Below are 21,151 nucleotides of genomic sequence, written 5' to 3'. Positions count from 1 at the left end.
GCGCCAGCGGCTGGAAGGCTGTCGAGCGGAATTGCGGCCGACCTGCGCGGCCCGACCGAACCGGATCGATCTATCTCCACTGGCAGCTGATCCGGCGCTAACGGAGGTCTCGACATGCTGCGCTCGCCAGGATCAGGGCAAACGGGTCGATGCCTGGACTTTTACGCTCAAGGATCCGGAAGCCGGTTTCAGCGAAGAGGAATGGCGGAATTTCCAGGCGCTGATGGCTTTGAAGCCGGATCAGATCACCACCGACGAGGCGCCGGCGACCGAGCGCGCCTGGAGCCGCCGCATGGCCGTTTAACCGGCAGGCGTCAGCCCCTCAATATCGAGGATGAAGGCGAATTCGCCGGCAAGCCCCGGCGCGTGGGCAACGACAGGTCCGCCCTGCGCAAGCATCCTATCGACATCAGGCATCGCCACCATCGCGCCGGCCTCTTTGGCGATCAGTGCGCCAGCGAGCATGTCCCAGGCATTGAGATGGCGTTCGTAATAGAGATCGGCAGCACCTTCGGCGACGCGAACGAGGTCGATCGCCGCCGCGCCTGTGCGGCGATAGTCCATGCCGCGTTCGTGAAGCCGCTTGGAGAGCGCGAGATGGTCGTCAAAACTGGTCTTGCGGGAATGGCCGAGAATGACGAGCGCATGGGCAGGATCGGCGGTCGCCGCCGCATGCACTGGAATTCCGTCCTTGAAGGCGCCGCCGCCGCGGACGGCGTGAAAGACCTTATCCTCGCTGGCATCGTAGACCACGCCGATTTCGACCTTGCCGCCAGCGACGAAGGCGATCGAGACGGCCCAGTGCCGGAAGCCCCTGATATAGTTGGTCGTGCCGTCGATCGGATCGACGACCCAGGTGCCGGCTCCGCCCGATCTTCCGCCGCTCTCCTCGCCCATGAACGTATCGTCCGGAAAGCGCGAGATGAGCCCGTTGCGGATAGCTTGCTCGGCTCGCCTGTCGGCGATGGTGACGAAATCCTGCAATCCCTTGTTCTCGACGGCAAGCGTACCGGGGTTGGAGTCGCGCCGAAACCGGGCGGCTTCCCGCCCGACCTCAAGGGCGACTGTGATCGCGACCTCTGACCGTGTGCGGATGGCGGCGGAATCGAATGCGGAACTCATCAGGCAGTCCTTCTTTTTATCAACGTTACCGGCGTGAATTCGACACGTGCCGTCAAGTCCGACTCTGCGATCCGGCTCATCAGCAGATCGACGGTCTGTTCGGCCTGGATATCGCAGGGTTGGCGGATGGTCGTCAGGTCGTAGGCGGTCCAGCTCGCCTGAGGAATGTCGTCATGGCCGATGATGGAGAGCGGCGGCGCATCATCGCGGCTGCGGCCCCGCATGACGCGGTCGACCACGCCGCAGGCCATATAGTCGTTGGCGCAGAACAGTCCATCGATGCCGGATGCCGCAAGGTCGGCTGCCGCATCATAGCCGCTCCGGTAATCGTTGATCCTGACCTGCAGCATCTGCGCTTCCACCCCGAGCTGCTTGCAGCGTGCCAGAACGCTTCGCTGCGCCGCCGCGCCGTATAGGATATGGCGGGAGCCGCCATAACGGCGAGTTTCCGCGCGCCGCTTTCGATCAGGTGGCTGGCGGCGAGATAGCCGGCCATCCGATCGTCGGAGATGATGCGGTCGACGAAGGGGATATCGTTGCCCTTGTTGATCAGCACGATCGGCACGCCTTCGGCCGCACATTGCTCGCAAATCTCGGTCGGCGGCGCGTCGGAGGTGACGATGACGCCGGAGACGGCGTAATGCAGCAGCTGACCGATGACCGTCGAGGTGTCCGCCTCCTGCGAGGTCGGCAGCAGGATGGGGCGAAAATTGCGGGCGATCAGCACCCTTGCCAGATTTTCGATCTGCAGCGTTCGAAATGGATTGTCGAGGCCTGCGGCAACGACGCCGACCAGATCGGAGCGTTTGTTGGTGAGGCTTCGGGCAAGATAGTTCACCCGATAGCCGAGTTCCTTGGCAGCCTCAAAGACCTTCTCGCGCGTCTTCGGCGAGACGCTGGCATCCGGCGTGAAGGCGCGCGACACGGCGGCGCGCGAAACACCAGCCACCCGCGCCACGTCGAAGGAGGTTACCTTGCGCGGTCCCTTATCCCTGTCTGGCAACTGCTTTTTCCCTCTCTGCCGACGGCCGCATCAGATCGGGAAGATCCGTGCAGATGCCGAGAACCGGAAGCTTCATGATGTCATCGAGAATGCTCCGCCGTTCCTCGTGCCAGAGCACGATCTCGCGGCCGGCCTCAAAGGCGCGGTGCATCAGTGCTTCGGTCACCAGATCCTGCGGCCGCTCGCCTGCCCTCTCCCAGCAGAGATGCAGTATATCGGCGCCGGCCTCGTCACCGAGCGCATGCGGATCGTGGCCGACCCGGATCAGCACCGAAAGCGGGAAGTCGCAGCCAGCGTCGCTGAGTTCGCGTACCTGCGCCGTATCGAAGGAGCCGAGGCAGGCGAAACGCTGATTCATCTCAGCAAGATGTTGCCAGCATAGCATGCCGGTTCCGGGCGCCTTGAGCTCGACATAGAGACCGGTGCCGGTCTCGCGGCCGAGAGCTGCGACCTCCGAAAAACGCGGCACGTCGATGCCGTCGAGGGCGGCGAGTTCCGCCGCGGTCATTTCGGAAATGCGGCGGTCGATGCCAAAGACCCGCGCGAGATGGTCGTCATGCGAGACGACGACCACGCCGTCGCGGGTCAGCTGCGTGTCGAGCTCCCACATTTCGGCGCCGAGTTCGGCAGCGCGGCGGAAGGCGGCGATCGTGTTTTCGCGCTCATGGCCGCTGGCGCCGCGATGACCAATGCAGAAGGGCAGCCGGCCCTTGGCCGTCGGCCAGCCGTGACGCTCGAAGAATGCCTGGAAATCGCGGGTCATCAGAGCCTCCTGCCATTTTCGTCGAAGACGAAGACGCCGCGGCTATCGATCGCCCAGCGGACATCGTCGCCGACATGGATATCATTGCGCACCGGCTGGATCGAGCGCAGCAGCGGGCCGCCGGCAAGGCGGACGTCGTAAAGGTTTTCCCGCCCCTGCGTTTCGGCGAAAGTGACCTTGCCGGACACCGGTGTATCGCCCGCAGGCGTAAAATGCTCCGGCCGGACGCCGAGCATCAGCTTCGTGCCCTCGGCGGCGCCAATGGAGCCTGGCAAAGGCACCCGGATTTCGCTTTCGGTGATGGCGAAGGCGCCCTTGTCGACGACGCCGCGCAGGAAGGTGATCGGCGGGTTGCCGAGGAAGCCGGCGACGAAGGCGGTCTTCGGATCATTGTACATTTCGGCCGGCGTGGCGATCTGGACGATCTCGCCTTCCTTCATGATGGCGATGCGGTCGCACATGCTCATTGCCTCCACCTGGTCATGGGTGACGAGAATGGCGGTGATGCCGGTCTCGCGCTGCAGGCGTCGGATTTCCGAGCGCATTTCGAGGCGCAGCTTGGCGTCGAGATTGGCGAGCGGTTCGTCGAGCAGCAGCACGTCGGGCTTGCGGATCAGCGCTCGCGCCAGCGCCACGCGCTGCTGCTGGCCGCCTGAAAGCTGCGCCGGACGGCGTTCCATGAGATTGCTGATATGAACAAGCTCGGAAATGCGCTCGACCTCCTTGCGGATGTCGGCGGCAGGCACGCTCTTCACCTTCAAGGGAAAACCAATGTTTTCGGCAACCGTCATGTGCGGGTAGAGCGCATAAGATTGGAAGACGACGCCGACATTACGAGCCTGGCTCGGCAGATCCGTGACGTCGCGGTCGCCGAAGAGGATGCGCCCGCTGGTCGGCCGGTGAATGCCGCAGACGGCAAAAAGCGTCGTCGATTTGCCGCAGCCGGAAGGGCCGAGCAGCGCCAGCATTTCGCCGTCGCCGACTTCGAGCTGCATATTTTCGATGACCTTGGTGGAGCCGAAGCTCTTCGAGAAACTGTCGAGGAGGATGCGCATCAGCCTTTGCTCCCGCCGCCATAGATGTTCATGAGATATTTGTTGAAGAGCGCGTAAGCGATCAGCACCGGAATGAGATAGAAGAGGCCGACCGCCTTGAACATATTGAAATCGTAATTGTTGTCGTCGGCGAGGAAGCCGGCGAGATAGACCGACAGGACCTGTACCTGATTGCCCGGCGCCAGCACCTGCGGCAGGATGAACTCGCCCCAGCCGGCGAGGAAGGAGAACAGGCCGAGCGCCATGATGCCGGGTTTGACCTGCGGTAGCACCAGGCTGCGCCAGACGCGAAAACGCGAGGCGCCGTCGACGACGCCGGCCATTTCGATCTCCCAGGGCACGGTGTCGTAGAAGCCCTTCATCAGCCAGATGCCGAGCGGCAGGTCGATCGCCGCCTTCACTAGGATGACGCCGATCAGCGAATTATAGAGGCCGATCATCTGCAGCACGATGAAGATGGCGATGATCAGCGTCACCGACGGGAAGGCGTGCAGCACCATGACGCCGGCGAGGAAGAAGCCGCGCGCCGGCACGTTCAGCCGCGACAGCACGTAACCGGCCATCGACGAGACGATTAGCACGACGCTGGTGGTGCAGGTTGCAAAGAGCAGCGTATTCACCGTCACCTGCCAGATGTTCGCCTTGCCCGGCGTCGTCTGCCACAGGAAACGCCAGTGATCGAGCGTCAGGCCGGAGGGCAGCAAAGCGTCCGGCTGCTTTACCGTCACGGTGTCGAGGAAGAGATAGACATACATCAAGAGCAGCGGCAGGCTGACGATGGTCAGCGCCGTTATAACAGGCCAGCTGCGGTAATTTGCCGAGGGCTGCGAGCGTTCGACCATGGTCAATCCTCGATCAGGGGCTTGGCGACAAGCGTGCCGTAGTTGAAGACGCGCAGATAGAGAAGCGACAGCGTGACGCCGATGACGACGAGCACCAGCGCCATGGCGGCACCCAACCCATATTCGAGATTGCCGGCGTAGTTCCTGAGCGCGGTGTGATAGGCGGACAGCGCCCAGACCTCGGTCGCATTGCCCGGCCCGCCATTGGTGGCGAGCAGGATTTCATTGAAGGAGGCGAGCAGCGACAGCGTCTGATAGCAGGTGACGAAGAGGATCGGCCAGCGCATCTGCGGCAGGATAATGTAGCGGATCTGCTGCCAGCGCGAGGCGCCGTCGACCTCACTCGCATAGAACTGGCTCTTCGGAATGGCCTTCATCGCCGAGGAGAACACCAGCATGCCCATCGAGGCGCCGATGAAGCCGTTGATCAGCACGACGAAGAACCAGGCATGATAGGCGGTATCGAGCAGGTAGTTCTTCGGAGGGTAGCCGAATTTGCCCATCAGGACAGAGATGAAGCCGCTGTCCCAGGCGAGCCACTTCCACAGCATGACGTAGATGACGACGGGCGTGATGCGCGGCAGGAGCCAGATGCCGCGAAAGATCGAGGCAGACGTCGGCGGCATGTAATGCGTCCAGATGGCGAGCAGCAGCGCATAACCGACGTTGAAGAGCATCAGCACCAGCGCGACATAGAGCACGGTGTTGAAAAGCACACGCGCCATGTCGGGCGAGGTGGCCATGCGTGAAAAATTGTCGGTCGTCCAGGTCCAGCCGGTATAGGTGGTCTTGGCGACGGTTTCCTTCTGCTCCGGCGTCAGCTTGAAACCCAGGCTGTCCAGCGCCGAAAACAGCTGTTGCTTGCTGTCGAAGCGGGTATTGAGGACGGAGCGGTTGAACTGTTCGGAGATCTGCTTGACCTCGCGTGTCGAAGGTCGCTCAGTGAGATCCTTGATCATGCGCTCGACGTCGCGGCGCGCCGGGAAGACCTCGCCTATATGTTTGGCGCGCAATTCCGCAGCAATCCCCGGCGCCATGCCGAGGCCCTCGACGGCCGTGAGGCCCGCCTCGTCGATGGTGTAGCGCGGTTCGGCCATCTCGGTGGCAATCTCGGGCAACGCCGATTTCAGCGCGATCAGCGAGCTGGGCGCGATCTGGTAGACGCCTCCCGATATGCCGGTCGCCGTCGTCATGTTGGTCATCGAGAAGACCGCCGTCAAAACCACCGGCATCAGGAAGAACAGGACGATCATGATCGCCGCGGGCGCGATCATCACCAGTCCGAGCGTTCTGGACGATTTCATGGAAGGCCTCCTCGCGGACCCGACCGGGCGGCGGGAGTGCCGCCGCCCGGCAGAATGCTTCAGCGGATGACGATCTTGTCGCCGAGCGTGCTCTTCAGCTCGCTCTCGGCATCACTGACCGCGGCGTCGACGGTCTTGGCGCCGGTCCAGGATGCTTCGAGGTTCTTCCACATGATGTTCCAATATTTGCCGAAATCGGAATTGTTCGGCATCGCATTGGCATGCGGCAGCAGGCGCTCGGTGGCTTCGCGGGTCCAGCGGTCGGCCGAGTAGAAATCGACTTCCGATTCCGCCTCGGAAATGCCGAGATGGGCTGATTTGACCGCATGCAGCGCGTTGATGCGCGGCTCGGAGGCGATGGTGACCAGCTGGGCGGCGATCTCGGTATCTTCCTTGTCGTGACCTGCGGTCAGCAGATAGACCAGCGGGTGGGTCAGCGTGTTGGCCTTGCCGCCTTCACCGGCGGGGATCAGCGTGAAGATCACGTTGCCGAAAAAGTCCTTCAGGCCTTCCTGGTTGACGAGGCGGGCATAGTGCCAGGTGCCTGCGTCCCAGATGCCGGCCTTGCCGGTGGCGACTTCCTTCCACCACTGGTCGCCCGGCATGCCGATGTGGTTCTTCTTGGTGACGCCCGCCTTAACGGCGTCAGCGAAGAACTGATAGGTGCGGGTCATCGCGGCCTTGTCGAAAACGAGCTTGCCGTTTTCCTCCATCGTGCCGCCGAAGCTGGTATAGAACTGCCAGTAGTCAGGGCCGTTGCTGGTGCGAGGATAGAAGCCGTAGCCGGGCTGGACGAGGCCCTTGTCCTGCATCTTCTTGGCGTCGTCGAGCAGGTTCTTCATGGTGTACTTGCCGTCCTGGACGCTCTGCGGCAGCGCATCCAGATCGGCGTCGCTGTAGCCGATCGCCTTCATATACGGCTTCCAGAAGAACATCGGCCGGGATTCGGCATCCTGCGGAATGCCGTAGACGGTGCCATTATAGGAGGCGATCTGCAGCAGGTTCTCGTAGATGCCATTGAGCGGCCAGGAGTCGAGATCGACATAATCCTCGATCGGAACGATGAGACCGGCCTGGGACCATGGTGCGATGTCTTCGTGGCCGCTGACGACGATGTTCGGGGCGGTCTTGGCTTCCGCCGCTAGGGTCAGCGCCTGCTTGAAGTCCTCCCAGGCGGAATAGGGCTTCTTCTCGACGGTAATCTTCAGATCTTCACCCTTCAGCGCGGCCTGGCGCTGCAGCTGCTGGGCTGCAATCTCGATGGCGTCGAGGCGATAGACGTCGTTGGGGCCGGTGCCGCCGGCCCAGACGCTGATGTGAACGTCCTTGGCAAGCGCAATTGCAGAGCTCGAAGCCAGGATGGCGGCTGCGATGGCGAGGGATTTCAGTGTCGGCAAAATGGTCATCTTCTTCGTCTCCCTAGAAGAGCAGCGTGAAGCCTCTTGGCGGGTCAGCACTGCTGATGATGGCCGCTCCGAAACCCCACGAAAACGTGACGATGTCCGCTCTAGGGGTTTGATGTAACGGCCGAATGACAAAATTGAGCACGTGTGCAAAATTATTATGACGATGTCTGTCAGACTTGCAAGCGACGGTTTTCGGGAGTGGCTTTTACGCTTCAAATTGCGCTTGTCATCCTGCAGCGCAGCACGTCTTTCGAGGCGCGCAACCGACGTTGCAACAGTTTCGCCCCTCGCATCCTGCTTTCGCAAATCGGTTCCGATTTCCGGGCCGATGCGCTAGCATGCAGCCATGAGCCTTGAATCCGTCCGCGCTTTCCTGCGTGCGCACGCACCCGATATCGACATCATCGAAACCGCCGAGAGCTCCTCGACGGTGGCGCTTGCGGCCGAGGCCCACGGCGTCGAGCCGGCCCAGATTGCCAAGACGATCTGCCTGCGGGTCGGCGAAAAGATGATGCTGGTCGTTGCCGGCGGCACGGCAAGGCTCGACAATCGCAAGTTCAAGGACACGTTCGGCGCCAAGGGGCGCATGCTCGACGCCGAGGAGGTCGTGACTGTCACCAGCCACCCGGTCGGCGGCGTCTGCCCCTTCGGCCTTCCCTCGCCGCTGCCCATCTATTGCGATATCTCGCTGAAACGCTTCGATGAAGTCGTGCCGGCCGCCGGCTCGACGAATTCGGCGATCCGCATCGAAACCGGACGGCTGGCGGAGCTGACCGGCGCCAGCTGGGTCGACGTCTGTCAGTAGCGTGCGGCAGTAATGCAGCCGAAGAACTTCAAACCTGAGAAAGAGTCCCTATATTCTTTCCCGACATGCCGTGATTGCGCATGACAGGAGACCAGGAATGCCGAGTGCCATTTCGCGTTTTGCCAAGTTCGCGGCCATTGCCGTTCTGACGAGCGCTACAGTTTTTGCCTCCCTTGGCGATGCAGAAGCACGCCGGGCCGGCAGCGGCGGCTTCGGAAGCCGCGGTACCCGCACCTTCCAGGCTCCGCCTGTCACCTCAACTGCGCCTGCACCCGCCGCGCCGATCGAACGGTCGATGACGCCGCGCCCGCAGACCACGGCGCCCGCCACAGCACAGCAGCCCTTCGGCGCCCAGCGCCCCGGTCTCTTCGGCGGCTTCGGCCGTTCGATGATCGGCGGTCTGATTGCCGGCGGCCTCCTCGGCATGCTGCTCGGTCACGGTTTCGGCGGCGGCTTCGGCTTCCTCGGCATGCTGCTGCAGATCGCGCTGATCGGCGGTGCCGCCATGCTCGCCATGCGTTATTTCGCCAACCGCCGCCAGCCTTCCTACGGCGCTGGTGGCCAAAGCGGTTCCTTCAGCCGGTCCTATAATATGTCGCCGGCCAACCATTCGTCGTTCCATATACCGGCGATCGGTTCGGGTGCCGGTTCAGGGTCGTCCTCGCGCGGCAACCGACCGAGCGACGAGATCGGGCTGGCGCAGGCCGATCTCGATCAGTTCGAGGAATTGCTGACCGACGTTCAGACCGCTTACGGTGCCGAGGATTACGCCACGTTGCGCCGGCTGACGACGCCCGAAGCGATGTCCTATCTGGCCGAGGAACTCGGCGAAAACGCCATCAACGGCGTGCGCAACCGCGTCTCCGATGTCAAGCTGCTACAGGGCGACATTGCCGAGGCCTGGCGCGAAGACGGTCAGGAATATGCGACGCTCGCCATGCGTTACTCCTCGATCGATGCCATGGTCGAACGCGACAGCGGCCGCGTCGTTTCGGGCGACGCTCGCCGCCCGAGCGAAAGCATCGAGGTCTGGACCTTCGTACGCAAACCCGGCGCCGACTGGAAGCTCGCCGCGATCCAGGGAAGTGAGCAGCGCGCCGCCTGAGGTGGCGCGGTCCGAGGGCAATCCGTTGCAATTGAGATTGGAGCTATTTGTCGAAGCGCCGGAGCAATCGCTCAGTTTCTATCGGCGGATTCTGGGCTTTGAAATCCAAGGCCCGACAAACGCGGACTATACTTTGCTGACGAACGATGACGCAGTCATCGCGATCAATAGGCGAAGCGCCCTTTCGAGCGATCATCCGTTGCGGATCGAAACCGGCGAGAAAGTTGGTCTTGGTGTCGAGATCGTTTTAAGCGTCACCGACATTGAGGGTGCCTATCGCAAGGCGAAAGAGAGCGGCTGGCCACTCACCGATCTTGCCTTGCAGCCTTGGGGACTTCGTGACTTTCGCCTCATCGATCCTGACGGCTATTACGTCAGAGTGACCAGCCGACATACGAGCTGATTGTGTGTGAGCAGCGCGCCACAAAGTGGAGCGTGCGGGAACCCCGGCAACGGGTCATACCGAACGTCGTCGCGGTCGCTCATCCATCATCGGCCTTCCGGATCGACTCGAAGTCAATTGACCGCGACCGGTTTGGAGCGCATGCGCGAAACCGTTTCGCGCTCCGCCCGCTTGCAGCGCATCGGCGGCAGGCCGCGATCCATCAGGTCCATGTCCTCGAGCACCATGTCGCCCATCTTCTTGAAGGCGCTGTCGAGCGCGCCGGCGCGGTGGGCCGAGCGGATGAAGCCTTTGAGGTTCCGCACCGGATGGTCGGGCGGCAGCGGTTCTTGCGGATAGACGTCGCTTGCTGCAACGATATGGCCTGACGAGACGGCCGCCATCAGCGCTTTGAAATCGACGACATCGGCGCGGCTGAGCAGGATGAAGGCCGCGCCTCTACGCATGCTGGCGAAGGCCTCTCTGCCGAGAAACCCCTTGTTTTCGCTGGTGACGGCCGCGACGACGAAGACGAAGTCGCTCTTCGTCAGCACATCCTCCAGGCTTGCGGGTTCGACGCCGTTTTCCTCGAGGATCGAGCGGGGCAGCCAGGGATCGAACACTCTGACGCGGGCCTTGAAGCCGGAGAGCAGCCGGCGCAGCGCTTTGCCGAGATCGCCGAAGCCGACGATGCCGATCTCGGAGCCGGCGATCAGCCGCGCATTTGCATTGCCTTCCCCGCCCCAGAGTTCGTTGCCCTCGCGGAACGCGCCATCCGCGTCGACGATGCCGCGCGCCAAGGCGATCGCGAAGCCGAGACCGATTTCGGCGACCGGCTCGGCAAAGACCTGGCCTGTGGTGACGACATGGATGCCGCGCTCGAAGAGCACCTCATAGGGCATGTTGTTGAGAAGATTGCTTTCGACGTTGAGGATCGAGCGCAGGGCCGGCATTCTCGCCAGCGTTTCCGCCGAAAGCGGCGGCTGGCCGATGATGTAACGCGCCCTGCCGAGGATCTCGTCACCAAGGCCGGCGATATTTTCCGGATCGGCTTCGACGATCTCGTATTTGGCATGCAGTTCGGCGCGCGCCTTTTCGGTGAAGATCAGATCGAGCGTGCGCGGCTCAGGCGCGCTGATCGCCAGCGGCCGGTCGGTGTTTGTCATCGGCATCTCCTCCATCGCGGCAGTTTGCGCCGTCTCGGTGGGACGATTGATAGCCTCTGTGCGGGAGCCTTTCCAGTTCACGAAAGGAAGAATTCGAAACAAGCCGGCGCTTCTCCGCGTCGACCTTCGCTGCTGCGGCGCTGTCGAAAGCGGCATCTGCCTACTAGATAAGCACTTGAATTGGCTTGGCATTTGCTCTGAATACAGCGTTGACGGCGCAAACGCTTTGAACTAGCTTGATGCCCGCGCCTGGACCCATGCCTTTGTTCAGCGGCCGCAGGATACTCGAAACTCGCGAGGTGAATGAGCAATGAAATCAGCACTCAAGAGCGGCCTGCTGGCTTTGGCCGGCGCAGCGCTTCCAGCCGTTGCCTCCGCCCATCCCGCGATAGGCGATGCTGCTGGTTTCAGCCATGGCTTTGCCCATCCGATGTCGGGCCTCGATCATGTCCTCGCCATGGTAATGGTCGGCGTTTTTGCATTCCAGCTCGGCGGCCGCGCCACCTGGCTCGTGCCGACGACCTTCGTTCTCGTCATGGCGCTCGGTGGCGCCCTCGGCGCCGCCGGTATCAATGTTCCCTTCGTTGAATTGGGCATCGCGCTTTCCGTCGTCGTCCTCGGCGCCATCGTTGCGCTTGATGTCAAGGCGCCGCTCGCTGCAGCGCTCGGCATTGTCGGGCTCTTTGCGATCTTCCACGGTCACGCACACGGCGCCGAAATGCCGGATAACGCTGCCGGTGCCGCCTATGCTGCCGGTTTCATGATCGCGACCGCGCTGCTGCACCTCACGGGCCTTGCTCTTGGTTACTTCGTCGGCCGCGCCGGTGAACGTCGGGGCGCCTTCGTGACGCGCGCGGCCGGCGGCATCGCCGCCATATCGGGCGTCGGCATCCTGGCCGGCTTGATCTGAGCCGGCTCAATCGGCGGCGGGCTTAAACGCCGCTCGTTATACCAGTCAAATCAGAACGCCCGGCGTGCGTAGCGCATTGCCGGGCGTTTCCGTGTCATGACTGCAAAGTGCTGCGGAATTGATCCAAGTCAAATCCGACCGCGTCGCTTCCTGTTATATCCGACGCACGATCTGAACGGCCATCCATATTGACGCAGGGCCGCCTTGACGATTGTCGGCGGGGCGCGAAGGTCGATATAGTGATTTCAGAAATTACTGAAATCACAGACGCAACGGAAAAGACTATGAACCTGCCGCCTCTCGTCCAGTCCTTCGTTCTCCATTTCGGCGAAATGGGTTCCCGCTGGGAATCAACCGCACGGTCGGCCAGATCTATGCCCTGCTCTACGTCTCGCCCGCGCCGATCTGCGCCGAGGAGATTGCCGATGCACTCGGCATTTCGCGCTCCAACGTCTCAATGAGCCTGCGCGAATTGCAGGCGTGGAACCTCGTGCTTCTCAAACACAAGCCGGACGACCGCCGCGATTTCTTCACCACGCCCGATGACGTCTGGCTCATCTTGCGGACGCTTGCCGAGGAGCGAAAGAAACGGGAAGTCGATCCGACGCTGTCGGTGCTGCGTGAAATCCTGATGCAGCGGCCGGCGAGCGACGCCGAACGGCATGCGCAGGCGCGCATGAGCGAGATGCACACGCTGATCGAGCAGCTGACGCATTGGTATGAAGACGTAAAACAACTTGAAACGGAAAGGCTTGCAACGCTACTCTCGCTAGGCGCGAAAGTGACGAAGCTTCTGGAGGCCAAGGACCGGGTCGTTTCGCTCGGCCGCAGCCGCCGGCCGAATCCTGCGAACAAGAGTTAGCGCCATGGGCACTGCTTTCTTCGACGCGAGAGATAAACCGGAGGTACAGCTGCGGGATGGCGATGCTGTTTCGTCCCGCCGTGATCCGGTAAAAAGCGGGCTGCGCAGAGCGGCGATACTGCAGTCATTGGCCGCAGCCTTCTGGATTCCGCAAGCTGCATTGCTGGCGATCTCGGTCGGCCGCATCGCCGCTGGCGGCGGATTGCAGGGCGTTCTCTGGCCGGCCCTCGGCCTCCTCGCGCTCGGGATGGCAAGAAGCTGTTTCGACGCCGCTGGCGGCCGCCTCGCCTTTCATATCGCGCGCGTCGAACTCAGCCGCAGACGGCAGATCGCCACCGCCGCCCTTTCCCTGTCATCGCCGATCGATCGCAGCCGGAAGGCCTCCGGCAAGGCCGCAAGTATCGTCGGCGAGCAGGCCGAACTGATCGTGCCCTACCTCGCCCGTTTCTATCCGGGACGCATGAAGGCGAGCCTTGTGCCGCTGATCATCCTCGCCTGCATCCTTCCGGTCTCCTGGATTGCTGCGCTTGTGCTGTTGTTCGCCGCGCCGCTGATCCCGATCTTCATGGCGCTGATCGGCTGGCGTGCGCAGGCGGCCAGCGAAAAGCAACTCGTTGCAACGGGTGGTCTCAACGGCTTCCTACTCGATCGACTGCGCGGACTGGCGACGATCCGCGCGCTCGATGCGGTTGATGCGACCGCGCTGCGGCTGCGCCGCGAGTCGGAATCGCTGCGCCTGCGGACCATGGCAGTGTTGAAGATTGCCTTTCTCTCCTCGGCCGTGCTTGAGCTTTTCGCGGCCCTCGGCGTGGCGATGATTGCCGTCTATGTCGGCTTCAGCCTGCTCGGCGAAATCCGCTTCGGCACTTGGGCAGGCCGGCTCGACCTGACCGAGGGGCTGTTCATCCTGTTGCTGGCGCCCGCCTTCTTTGAGCCGCTGCGCGAACTTTCAGCCGTCTGGCACGATCGGGCCGCCGGCGAAGCGGCGCTGAAAGCGTTGGATGCTCTGACTGCAGGTGGTTTGCCGATCCGGGGATCGGCAGATGCAACTGTGCCTGCCGTGACCGGGGCGCCGGCCATCCGTCTTGAAAATCTCGCCTTCCGCTACGGCGCCGACGAACCGCTTATTCTCAACGGTTTCAACCTCGATATGGCTGCCGGCGAACATCTGGCGTTGCTCGGCGCCAGCGGTTCCGGCAAATCGACGCTTCTTTCGCTGATATCAGGGCTGGCGCCCTGCGCCGACGGGCGCATCGTCATCGGCGGTGCCGAGCTTGCAGATGACACTGCCGGCAGCCTGCGCGGGGCAATGGCATGGATCGGCCAGAAGCCGCATATCTTTGCCGGCACGATCGCAGGCAATATTTCGCTCGGCAGGCCGGGCATCGCACGTGGTGATGTAACGGATGCGCTTGCCACTGCAAGACTCGAAAAGGTGGCTGAGGCCTATGGCGGCCGGCTGCTCGGCGAGGGCGGCATCGGGCTTTCCGGCGGAGAGGCGCTGCGGCTGGCGATTGCGCGCGCGGCCTGCAATCCGCATCTGAAGATCATCCTGGCCGACGAACCGACCGCGCATCTCGATGCGGCCACCGCCGCCGAAGTGACCGAGAGCCTGCTCTTGCTTTCCAGGGGACGCACTTTGATCGTCGCGACCCACGATCCACTGCTTGCCGCCCGTATGCATCGCACCATCCGCATCGACGCCGACTGTATCGTAAGGGAGGCCGCCGAATGAGCAGATATGCTGCAGACCTCAAGCCGATCCTGCGGCTGTTCTTTGCCGAGCGCCGGCGTGCACTGCTGCTCGGCGCAGCACTTTCGGCAGCGACGGTCATGGCCGGCATCGCCCTGCTCGGTCTGTCCGGCTGGTTCATCACCGCCACTTCGCTTGCCGGCCTTTCCGCCGCCGCCGCCATCACCTTCGACGTCTTTGCGCCTTCGGCCGGCATCCGGCTGCTTGCGATCATCCGGACTGTGGCCCGTTACGGTGAAAGGCTTGCAACCCATGACGCAACGCTCGGCGTGCTCACCGCTCTTCGCGAAAGGCTGTTTCGCGGCTTTGCCGAAGCGGGTGCGGCGCGCGCCCTGTCGCGCCGCCCCGCAACGCTGCTGTTCCGTCTGACGGCCGATATCGATGCGCTCGATTCTCTCTACCTGCGCATTCTCGTGCCGGCCGCGGTCGCTGTGGGGGCAGCCCTGGCTGCGAGCGTGGTGCTGGGGATCATGCATCCACTGTTCGGCCTGTTCTCCGGTCTCTTTCTCTCTGGTGCCGGCCTCGGCCTGCCTTTGATTGCCGCTCGGGCGACGCGCAAACATGCCCGCAGGCGGGCCCATGGCATCGAGGCGCTGCGGTCGCGGACGATCGACCTCGTCGCGGGCCAGACCGACCTCCTGATGGCCGGCCGGCTCGCCGCGCAGAGCAGCGCGATCGCTGCGGCCGATCATTATGCCGGTCGCGCCGACGACCGGCTGAACCGCGTCGAAACTGGCCTGACATTCGGCTTCGGTCTCGTCTCCACCCTGCTGTTGACGGCGTCGCTGCTTGCCGTCGCCGCGCTTGCGGAAACCAAGGCGATTACCCCTTCTGTCGCAGCCCTCGGCCTGCTCGTTGCCTTCGCGGCCGTCGAACCTTTTACGGCGCTGCGCCGCGGCGCCCTGGAACTTGGGCGAACGCTGCTTGCGGCAAAGCGCGTCGCCCCGCGGCTTGCTGCCGCTGAGGCATCCGAACCTTTGGCGGCGCCACTGTCGGGATATGCTTTTTCACTGGCTGACATATCCGCCTTCCATGAAAATTCCGCCGTGGCGGCACTCCAGGGCATCACGCTGACGCTCCAGCAGGGCGAACGCCTGGCCGTCATCGGCAGCAGCGGCGCCGGCAAGTCGAGTCTGCTCGCGCTGCTTTCCCAAGCGTTGCCGGCAAGGACAGGCAGCATCGCCGCGGTAACGGCGACCTTGCTGACGCAACGGACGGAACTCTTTGAGGACAGCCTACGCGGCAATCTCGCTCTAGCCAACCCGGATGCGAGCGAGGCTCGTCTTCGTGAGGCGCTCACAGCCGCCGGTCTGCTCGGTGATGTCGAGGCCATGCCGCGCGGGATCGACACGTTGCTCGGCGAAGGCGGGCTCGGCCTTTCCGGCGGCCAGTCGCGCCGGCTGGCGCTGGCCCGGCTCTTCCTGCGCGACACACCGCTCTGGCTGCTCGATGAGCCCACAGAAGGCCTCGACGGCGCCACCGCCCGTGATGTGCTCCAGCGCCTTTCGAAGATGGCGGCTGGCCGCTCGCTGGTGATCGCAACGCATATCCGCCGCGAGGCTGCCATCGCCGACCGCATCGCCGTCGTCGAAGGCGGCCGCATTTCAGAGATTTCGCGCCGCGGAGAGGCGGCGTTCGAAAAGGTGCTCGACCGGCTTCGGCCGGATTGAGCGATACCGCATGCCTCAGGCGCCGGCCGGCGCTGAGGAACGCTCCGTACCGCGTGGGACCGTGGGAGAAAGACAATGGAACTAGATATCGTAGCGCTATCGCGCTTCCAATTTGCGCTGACGGCGCTTTACCACTTCCTGTTCGTGCCGCTGACGCTCGGCCTGTCCGTGCTCCTGGCAATCATGGAAACCGTCTATGTCATGACCGGCCGCCAGATCTGGCGGCAGATGACGAAATTCTGGGGCACGCTGTTCGGCATCAATTTCGTGATCGGCGTCGCCACCGGCATCGTCATGGAATTCCAGTTCGGCATGAATTGGAGCTATTACAGCTATTATGTCGGCGATATCTTCGGGGCGCCGCTGGCGATCGAAGGCCTGATGGCCTTCTTCCTCGAGGCGACTTTCGTCGGCCTGTTCTTCTTCGCCTGGGACAAACTCTCGAAGGTCGGCCATCTCGTCGCCACCTGGGCGGTAGCGCTCGGCTCGAACTTCTCAGCCCTCTGGATCCTCATCGCCAACGGCTGGATGCAGAACCCGGTGGGATCGGCGCTCAATCCGCAGACGATGCGCATGGAGATCACAAGCTTCTTCGACGTCGTCTTCAATCCCGTCGCCCAGGCAAAATTCGTCCACACGGTATCGGCTGGTTATGTCTGCGCCTCGATCTTCGTTCTCGGCGTCTCGGCCTGGTATGTGCTGAAGGGCCGGCATATCGAGCTTGCCAAGCGCTCGATGACGGTCGCTGCCTCCTTCGGCCTTGCCTCGGCGCTCTCGGTGGTCGTGCTCGGCGACGAGAGCGGTTATCTCGCGACCGAGAACCAGAAGATGAAACTCGCCGCGATCGAGGGCATGTGGAAGACCGAGCCCGCGCCGGCCGCCTTCACCGCCTTCGGCTTCCCGGATCAGGAAGAGCGCGAGACGCATTTTGCCGTGCATATCCCATGGGTCATGGGCCTGATCGGCACCCGGTCGCTGACAACGGAGATCCCCGGTATCGACAAGCTCGAACAGCAGGCCGAAACCCGCATCCGCGACGGCATCAAGGCTTACGACGCCTTGATGCAGATCCGCGCGGCGCCGAAGCAGGACCAGGTGGCCCAGGAGGTGCGCAGCTCTTTCGAGGATCTCGGCCATGATCTCGGCTACGCCCTTCTTCTGAAGCGCTATGTCGATGACCCGCGCCAGGCGACCGAGGAGCAGATTGTCCAGGCCGCGCGCGATACGATCCCGCATGTGCCGACGCTCTTCTGGTCCTTCCGCATCATGGTCGGACTCGGCATCTTCTTCATCCTGCTGACATCAACCTTCTTCTGGCTGTCGGCGCGGCGCCACCTCGACAAGTACCCGCTGCTGCTGCGGATTGCGGTGCTCGCGATCCCCCTGCCCTTTGTCGCCATCGAGCTCGGCTGGGTCGTCGCCGAATTCGGCCGCCAGCCCTGGGTGATCGAAGGCGTGCTGCCGACCGCAGCAGCCGTCTCCAGCCTCGGCGCCGGCACCGTGCTTTTGACGGTCATCGGTTTTGCCGCGCTCTACACGGTGCTGATCGTTATCGAGATGAGCCTGATGATCAAGGCAATCAAACAGGGGCCGGAGCCGGACGACGAGCCGGAAGCCGTGCTGATTTCCGAAACCCTCGTCCCGGCCGCGGAGTGACCTCCATGATCCTTCACGAACTCATCGACTATGAAACCCTGCGCGTCATCTGGTGGCTGCTGCTCGGCGTGATACTAATTGCCTTTGCGACGACGGGCGGCTTCGATCTCGGCGTCGGCACACTTCTGCCTTTCGTCGCCAAGACGGATACGGAACGGCGCGTGGCGATCAACACCATCGGCGCCACCTGGGAAGGCAACCAGGTCTGGCTGATCCTTGGCGGCGGCGCCATCTTCGCCGCCTGGCCGCCGCTCTATGCGGTCTCCTTCTCGGGCTTCTATCTGGCGATGTTTGCGATCCTGTTCGCGCTCATCCTGCGCCCGGTCGGCTTCAAATACCGGTCGAAACGGGAAAGCGCCCGCTGGCGCAACGGCTGGGACTGGGCGCTCTTTGTGGGTGGCTTCGTGCCGTCGCTGATCTTCGGCGTCGCCGTCGGCAATGTGCTGCAGGGCGTGCCCTTCCGCTTTGCCGACGATATGCGGATCTTCTACGAAGGCTCGTTTTTCGGTCTGCTCAACCCCTATGCGCTGCTCTGCGGGCTGCTTTCGGTCGCCATGCTGACGATGCACGGTGCCGCCTGGCTGGTGTTGAAAACGAGCGGCCCGGTTGCGGAACGAGCCAGAAGCTATGGCAGCATCGCTGCTCTTGCCGCCATCGTGTTCTTTGCCCTCGGCGGTCTGTTTCTGTGGACCGGCGTCGACGGCTATCGCATCACCAGCGATATCAGCCCGATCGGGCCGTCCAATCCGCTGCTGAAGACCGCGGTGCTCGAAAAGGGCGCATGGCTTGTCAATTACACCGCGCATCCGTGGATGATCCTGGCACCGGTCCTCGGCTTTGCCGGTGCGGCATTGGCTTTCATCGCCATGCGGGCAAGGCGCGAGGTGATGACGCTGCTCCTCAGCAAACTCGCGATCTTTGGCATCATCTCGACAGTCGGTCTCTCGATGTTCCCGTTCATCCTGCCCTCCTCGCTCGATCCACGATCGAGTCTGACGGTCTGGGATGCATCCTCCAGCCACATGACGCTGTTCATCATGCTGGTGGTGTCGGCGATATTTCTGCCGATCATCTTTGCCTACACGGCCTGGGTCTATAGGGTTTTGTGGGGCAAGGTCGATGAGAAGTCCGTCACTGACAAAAACAGCCACGCCTACTGAGGGAGACGAAACAATGTGGTATTTCGCATGGATCCTTGGCCTGCCTCTGGCCGCCGCCTTCGCCGTCCTCAACGCCATGTGGTATGAGTTGATGGACGACGCCGCGAGAAAAAGGGCGTCCGAAACACGCAGGTAGATATGGAAAGGGCGCGGCTTCAAACCGCGCCCTTTGCTCTTTCGTCAGCCTTCCAGCCATTTCACCTGATCAGGCGTCAGCTTGATGTCGAGCGCCGAAAGGCTGTCTTCCAGCTCGGCGACGGTGCGCGGCCCGATCAGCGGAATGACCGGGAAGGGCTGAGCGATCACATAGGCGAGTGCGATGTGGATCGGATTGCGGCCGAGCTTGTTGGCAAGTTCGATGGCGCGATCGCGGCGTCCGAAATTGCGCTCGGAATACCACACCCGCACGATCTCCTCATCATCACGCTTGTCGCGGCCGGCGCGGTCGGTAAAGAAGCCGCGGCCCTGGCTCGACCAGGCGAAGTTCGGGATCTGCTTCTCGTTCAGCCACTTCTTCCAGTCGTCATCGGAGGCGGCGACGCAGCCGGCCCAGATCGGATCGAGCATCTCGGCGAGCGAGAAGTTGTTGGAGAGCGTAGCCGGTGCCGCCTTGCCGGTCTTTTCGGCATAGGCGATCGCTTCGTCGAAACGCGCCCGCGTCCAGTTCGAACCACCGAAGATGCCGCGGATGCGGCCGCGCTTGACCTCGGCATCCATGGCATCGACGAACTCGCCGACCGGCACGTCGGTATTGTCGCGATGCATGAAATAGATGTCGACATAGTCGGTCTTCAGCCGGGCGAGCGACTGGTCGAGCTGCTTGGCGATCATATCGGGATAGCAGAGCGGCGAATGCGCGCCCTTGCCAATCAGAACGATCTCCTCGCGCGGCACTTTGCGGCTGGTGTGCCAGTCGCCGAAGATCGCCTCCGTCTTGCCGGCGCCATAGACAAAGGCCGTGTCGAAGGCATTGCCGCCGGCTTCGTAGAAAGCATCGAGGGTCAGCGAGGCGGAGGCGAAGTTCGGGAAGAACTCGAAGCCGAGGGTGACGACAGAAGCCGGCTTGGAAATGCCCGGAATCTGACGCTGCGGAATGCTGTTGCCGCGCTTGACGATGCCGCCTGCAATGTTGGCCGTGCGCTTGACGGCTTTCTCGACGCCGTATTCGAGACCGACCGAGGCGCGCCACTGGTCGAGCACGCGCAGGTTTCCGATCGAATCGGCCCAGCTCATGCCGGGAGTGCTGAACTCGGTCTTGCCGGCGCGGATGGCGTCGCCTGCCACGTCCGCCTCGAAGGAATAGAGCCAGCGCTCTTCCTTGATCTCGACGGTTTCCTGTTTGCCGCCCTTGAAGATCTCGATCTTGCCGACACCGCCCTTATGGCCGGAGGCGAACCAGAAATCGGCGACCTCGATCCGGCCTTCGGAGCCGATGATGCGCAGCACATTGTCCTGCTGGGCCATGATCGAGCAGGAGACTTCGGCGATGATCTCGTTCGGGAACTTGAGCACTGCGGACGCCCATTCATCGACGCAGCTCTCACCGAGATGGGCGACGCCGGAAACTTTCTCCGGTTCGAGGAAGGCTTTACCTTCCGCCGCGCCAGCGATCAGCCTCGCCATGGAAACTGGATAGCCGCCGACATCGAGAATGCCGCCGCCGGCGGTATCATTGGCGAACAGCCGGTGTTCCGGTTTGTAGCTGCCCATGTTGAAGCCGAAGCTCGAGCGGATGATGCGGACGTTGCCGATGATGCCGCTCTTGATGAGTTCGACCAGCTTTTCCGTCTGCGGATGCACGCGGTACATGAAGGCCTCGCCGGCAAACACACCGGCCTTCTTGGCTTCGTAATAAACGGCTTCGGCATCATAGGCCGAAAGCGCGATCGGCTTTTCCACCAGGATATGCTTGCCCGCACGCGCGGCCTTGATTGCCCATTCGGCGTGGCCGGTATGGGGCACGGAAATATAGATCGCATCGACCTCGGGGTCGGAAAGCAGCGCCTCGTAACCCTCGACGATGCGGGCACCCGGGAAATTCTCGGCAAGGCCCGGCTTTGCAGGATTGCGGGTGGCGATCGCCACCAGTTTGCCGGTGCGCGAATGGGCGACGCCATCGGCAAAGGTGCGGGCGATGGTGCCGGGGCCGATGATGCCCCAGCGGATCGGTTGATCGGAAGTCATGGA

Annotated in this window: 17 protein-coding genes and 3 pseudogenes; 11 read left to right on the top strand and 9 right to left on the bottom strand. The window is 62.8% G+C overall.

Going from position 1 to position 21,151, the window contains the following annotated elements:
- Positions 1-2: 2 nt before the first annotated feature.
- A pseudogene (locus tag FFM81_RS33280) lies at positions 3-304 on the top strand (glycerophosphodiester phosphodiesterase); the annotation flags it as partial.
- On the opposite strand, the gene FFM81_RS28820 reads toward FFM81_RS33280, so the two are convergent.
- The 7 genes and pseudogenes from FFM81_RS28820 to FFM81_RS28790 all read right to left on the bottom strand — a co-directional run bounded on the left by FFM81_RS28820 (position 301) and on the right by FFM81_RS28790 (position 7,495).
- Positions 301-1,122 (bottom strand): inositol monophosphatase family protein, encoded by an 822-nt coding sequence (locus FFM81_RS28820; protein WP_128399379.1) that lies wholly within the window; start codon positions 1,120-1,122, stop codon positions 301-303. The pseudogene FFM81_RS33280 and the gene FFM81_RS28820 overlap by 4 nt on opposite strands.
- Positions 1,122-2,125, bottom strand: a pseudogene (locus FFM81_RS28815) (LacI family DNA-binding transcriptional regulator). The gene FFM81_RS28820 and the pseudogene FFM81_RS28815 overlap by 1 nt, the downstream one beginning before the upstream one ends.
- A complete protein-coding gene (locus FFM81_RS28810) occupies positions 2,109-2,888 on the bottom strand; it encodes a glycerophosphodiester phosphodiesterase (protein WP_025418048.1) in 780 nt (259 codons plus the stop codon). Before FFM81_RS28810 ends, FFM81_RS28815 begins: the two are co-directional and overlap by 17 nt.
- On the bottom strand, positions 2,888-3,943 hold the full coding sequence (locus tag FFM81_RS28805; protein ID WP_138384639.1) for an ABC transporter ATP-binding protein: 1,056 nt from the start codon (positions 3,941-3,943) through the stop codon (positions 2,888-2,890). The genes FFM81_RS28810 and FFM81_RS28805 overlap by 1 nt, the downstream gene beginning before the upstream one ends.
- Positions 3,943-4,785: a carbohydrate ABC transporter permease gene (locus FFM81_RS28800; protein ID WP_003571908.1), complete on the bottom strand. Its 843-nt coding sequence runs from the start codon at positions 4,783-4,785 to the stop codon at positions 3,943-3,945. The genes FFM81_RS28805 and FFM81_RS28800 overlap by 1 nt, the downstream gene beginning before the upstream one ends.
- Before the next feature lie 2 nt (positions 4,786-4,787).
- Entirely contained in the window at positions 4,788-6,089 is a 1,302-nt protein-coding gene (locus FFM81_RS28795) for a carbohydrate ABC transporter permease (protein ID WP_003571907.1), read from the bottom strand.
- A gap of 59 nt (positions 6,090-6,148) precedes the next feature.
- Positions 6,149-7,495 carry an extracellular solute-binding protein gene (locus tag FFM81_RS28790; RefSeq protein ID WP_003571906.1) on the bottom strand — a complete coding sequence of 449 codons (1,347 nt, stop codon included), beginning with the start codon at positions 7,493-7,495 and terminating at the stop codon, positions 6,149-6,151.
- 346 nt (positions 7,496-7,841) lie between these two features.
- Here FFM81_RS28790 and FFM81_RS28785 point away from each other — a divergent pair, with 346 nt between their 5' ends.
- The 3 genes from FFM81_RS28785 (at position 7,842) to FFM81_RS28775 (ending at position 9,808) form a co-directional block, all read left to right on the top strand.
- Positions 7,842-8,300, top strand: a complete 459-nt coding sequence (locus tag FFM81_RS28785; protein WP_003571905.1) for a YbaK/EbsC family protein — start codon at positions 7,842-7,844, stop codon at positions 8,298-8,300.
- Positions 8,301-8,397: 97 nt separating this feature from the next.
- Positions 8,398-9,405, top strand: a complete 1,008-nt coding sequence (locus FFM81_RS28780) for a Tim44 domain-containing protein (protein ID WP_003571904.1) — start codon at positions 8,398-8,400, stop codon at positions 9,403-9,405.
- A 25-nt stretch (positions 9,406-9,430) separates the two neighbouring features.
- On the top strand, positions 9,431-9,808 hold the full coding sequence (locus tag FFM81_RS28775) for a VOC family protein (RefSeq protein WP_003571903.1): 378 nt from the start codon (positions 9,431-9,433) through the stop codon (positions 9,806-9,808).
- A gap of 113 nt (positions 9,809-9,921) precedes the next feature.
- Here the strand turns inward: FFM81_RS28775 and FFM81_RS28770 are convergent, their stop codons facing one another.
- Positions 9,922-10,953, bottom strand: coding sequence for a hydroxyacid dehydrogenase (locus tag FFM81_RS28770; RefSeq protein WP_003571902.1), 1,032 nt, complete (start codon positions 10,951-10,953; stop codon positions 9,922-9,924).
- 310 nt (positions 10,954-11,263) lie between these two features.
- Here FFM81_RS28770 and FFM81_RS28765 point away from each other — a divergent pair, with 310 nt between their 5' ends.
- The 7 genes and pseudogenes from FFM81_RS28765 (at position 11,264) to cydX (ending at position 19,100) form a co-directional block, all read left to right on the top strand.
- Positions 11,264-11,863 (top strand): HupE/UreJ family protein, encoded by a 600-nt coding sequence (locus FFM81_RS28765; RefSeq protein ID WP_003571900.1) that lies wholly within the window; start codon positions 11,264-11,266, stop codon positions 11,861-11,863.
- Between the two features lie 284 nt (positions 11,864-12,147).
- Positions 12,148-12,725, top strand: a pseudogene (locus FFM81_RS28760) (GbsR/MarR family transcriptional regulator).
- Positions 12,726-12,729: 4 nt separating this feature from the next.
- Entirely contained in the window at positions 12,730-14,460 is a 1,731-nt protein-coding gene (gene cydD / locus FFM81_RS28755; RefSeq protein WP_138384640.1) for a thiol reductant ABC exporter subunit CydD, read from the top strand.
- Positions 14,457-16,148: an amino acid ABC transporter ATP-binding/permease protein gene (locus FFM81_RS28750; protein WP_138384641.1), complete on the top strand. Its 1,692-nt coding sequence runs from the start codon at positions 14,457-14,459 to the stop codon at positions 16,146-16,148. Before cydD ends, FFM81_RS28750 begins: the two co-directional genes overlap by 4 nt.
- A 75-nt stretch (positions 16,149-16,223) precedes the next feature.
- A complete protein-coding gene (locus tag FFM81_RS28745) occupies positions 16,224-17,804 on the top strand; it encodes a cytochrome ubiquinol oxidase subunit I (RefSeq protein WP_138384642.1) in 1,581 nt (526 codons plus the stop codon).
- Positions 17,805-17,809: 5 nt separating this feature from the next.
- Positions 17,810-18,964, top strand: a complete 1,155-nt coding sequence (gene cydB / locus FFM81_RS28740; protein ID WP_003571892.1) for a cytochrome d ubiquinol oxidase subunit II — start codon at positions 17,810-17,812, stop codon at positions 18,962-18,964.
- Between the two features lie 13 nt (positions 18,965-18,977).
- Positions 18,978-19,100, top strand: a complete 123-nt coding sequence (gene cydX, locus FFM81_RS28735) for a cytochrome bd-I oxidase subunit CydX (protein ID WP_003571891.1) — start codon at positions 18,978-18,980, stop codon at positions 19,098-19,100.
- A 44-nt stretch (positions 19,101-19,144) separates the two neighbouring features.
- Here cydX and FFM81_RS28730 read toward each other — a convergent pair whose 3' ends face one another.
- The gene (locus FFM81_RS28730; protein ID WP_003571890.1) at positions 19,145-21,148 is read right to left on the bottom strand and encodes an aldo/keto reductase; all 2,004 of its coding nucleotides are present in this window, start codon (positions 21,146-21,148) and stop codon (positions 19,145-19,147) included.
- Between the last annotated feature and the right edge of the window lie 3 nt (positions 21,149-21,151).

It is taken from the genome of Rhizobium hidalgonense (genome assembly GCF_005862185.2).
Classification (GTDB): domain Bacteria; phylum Pseudomonadota; class Alphaproteobacteria; order Rhizobiales; family Rhizobiaceae; genus Rhizobium; species Rhizobium hidalgonense.
This window is presented reverse-complemented; position numbering and strand designations above follow the sequence as displayed.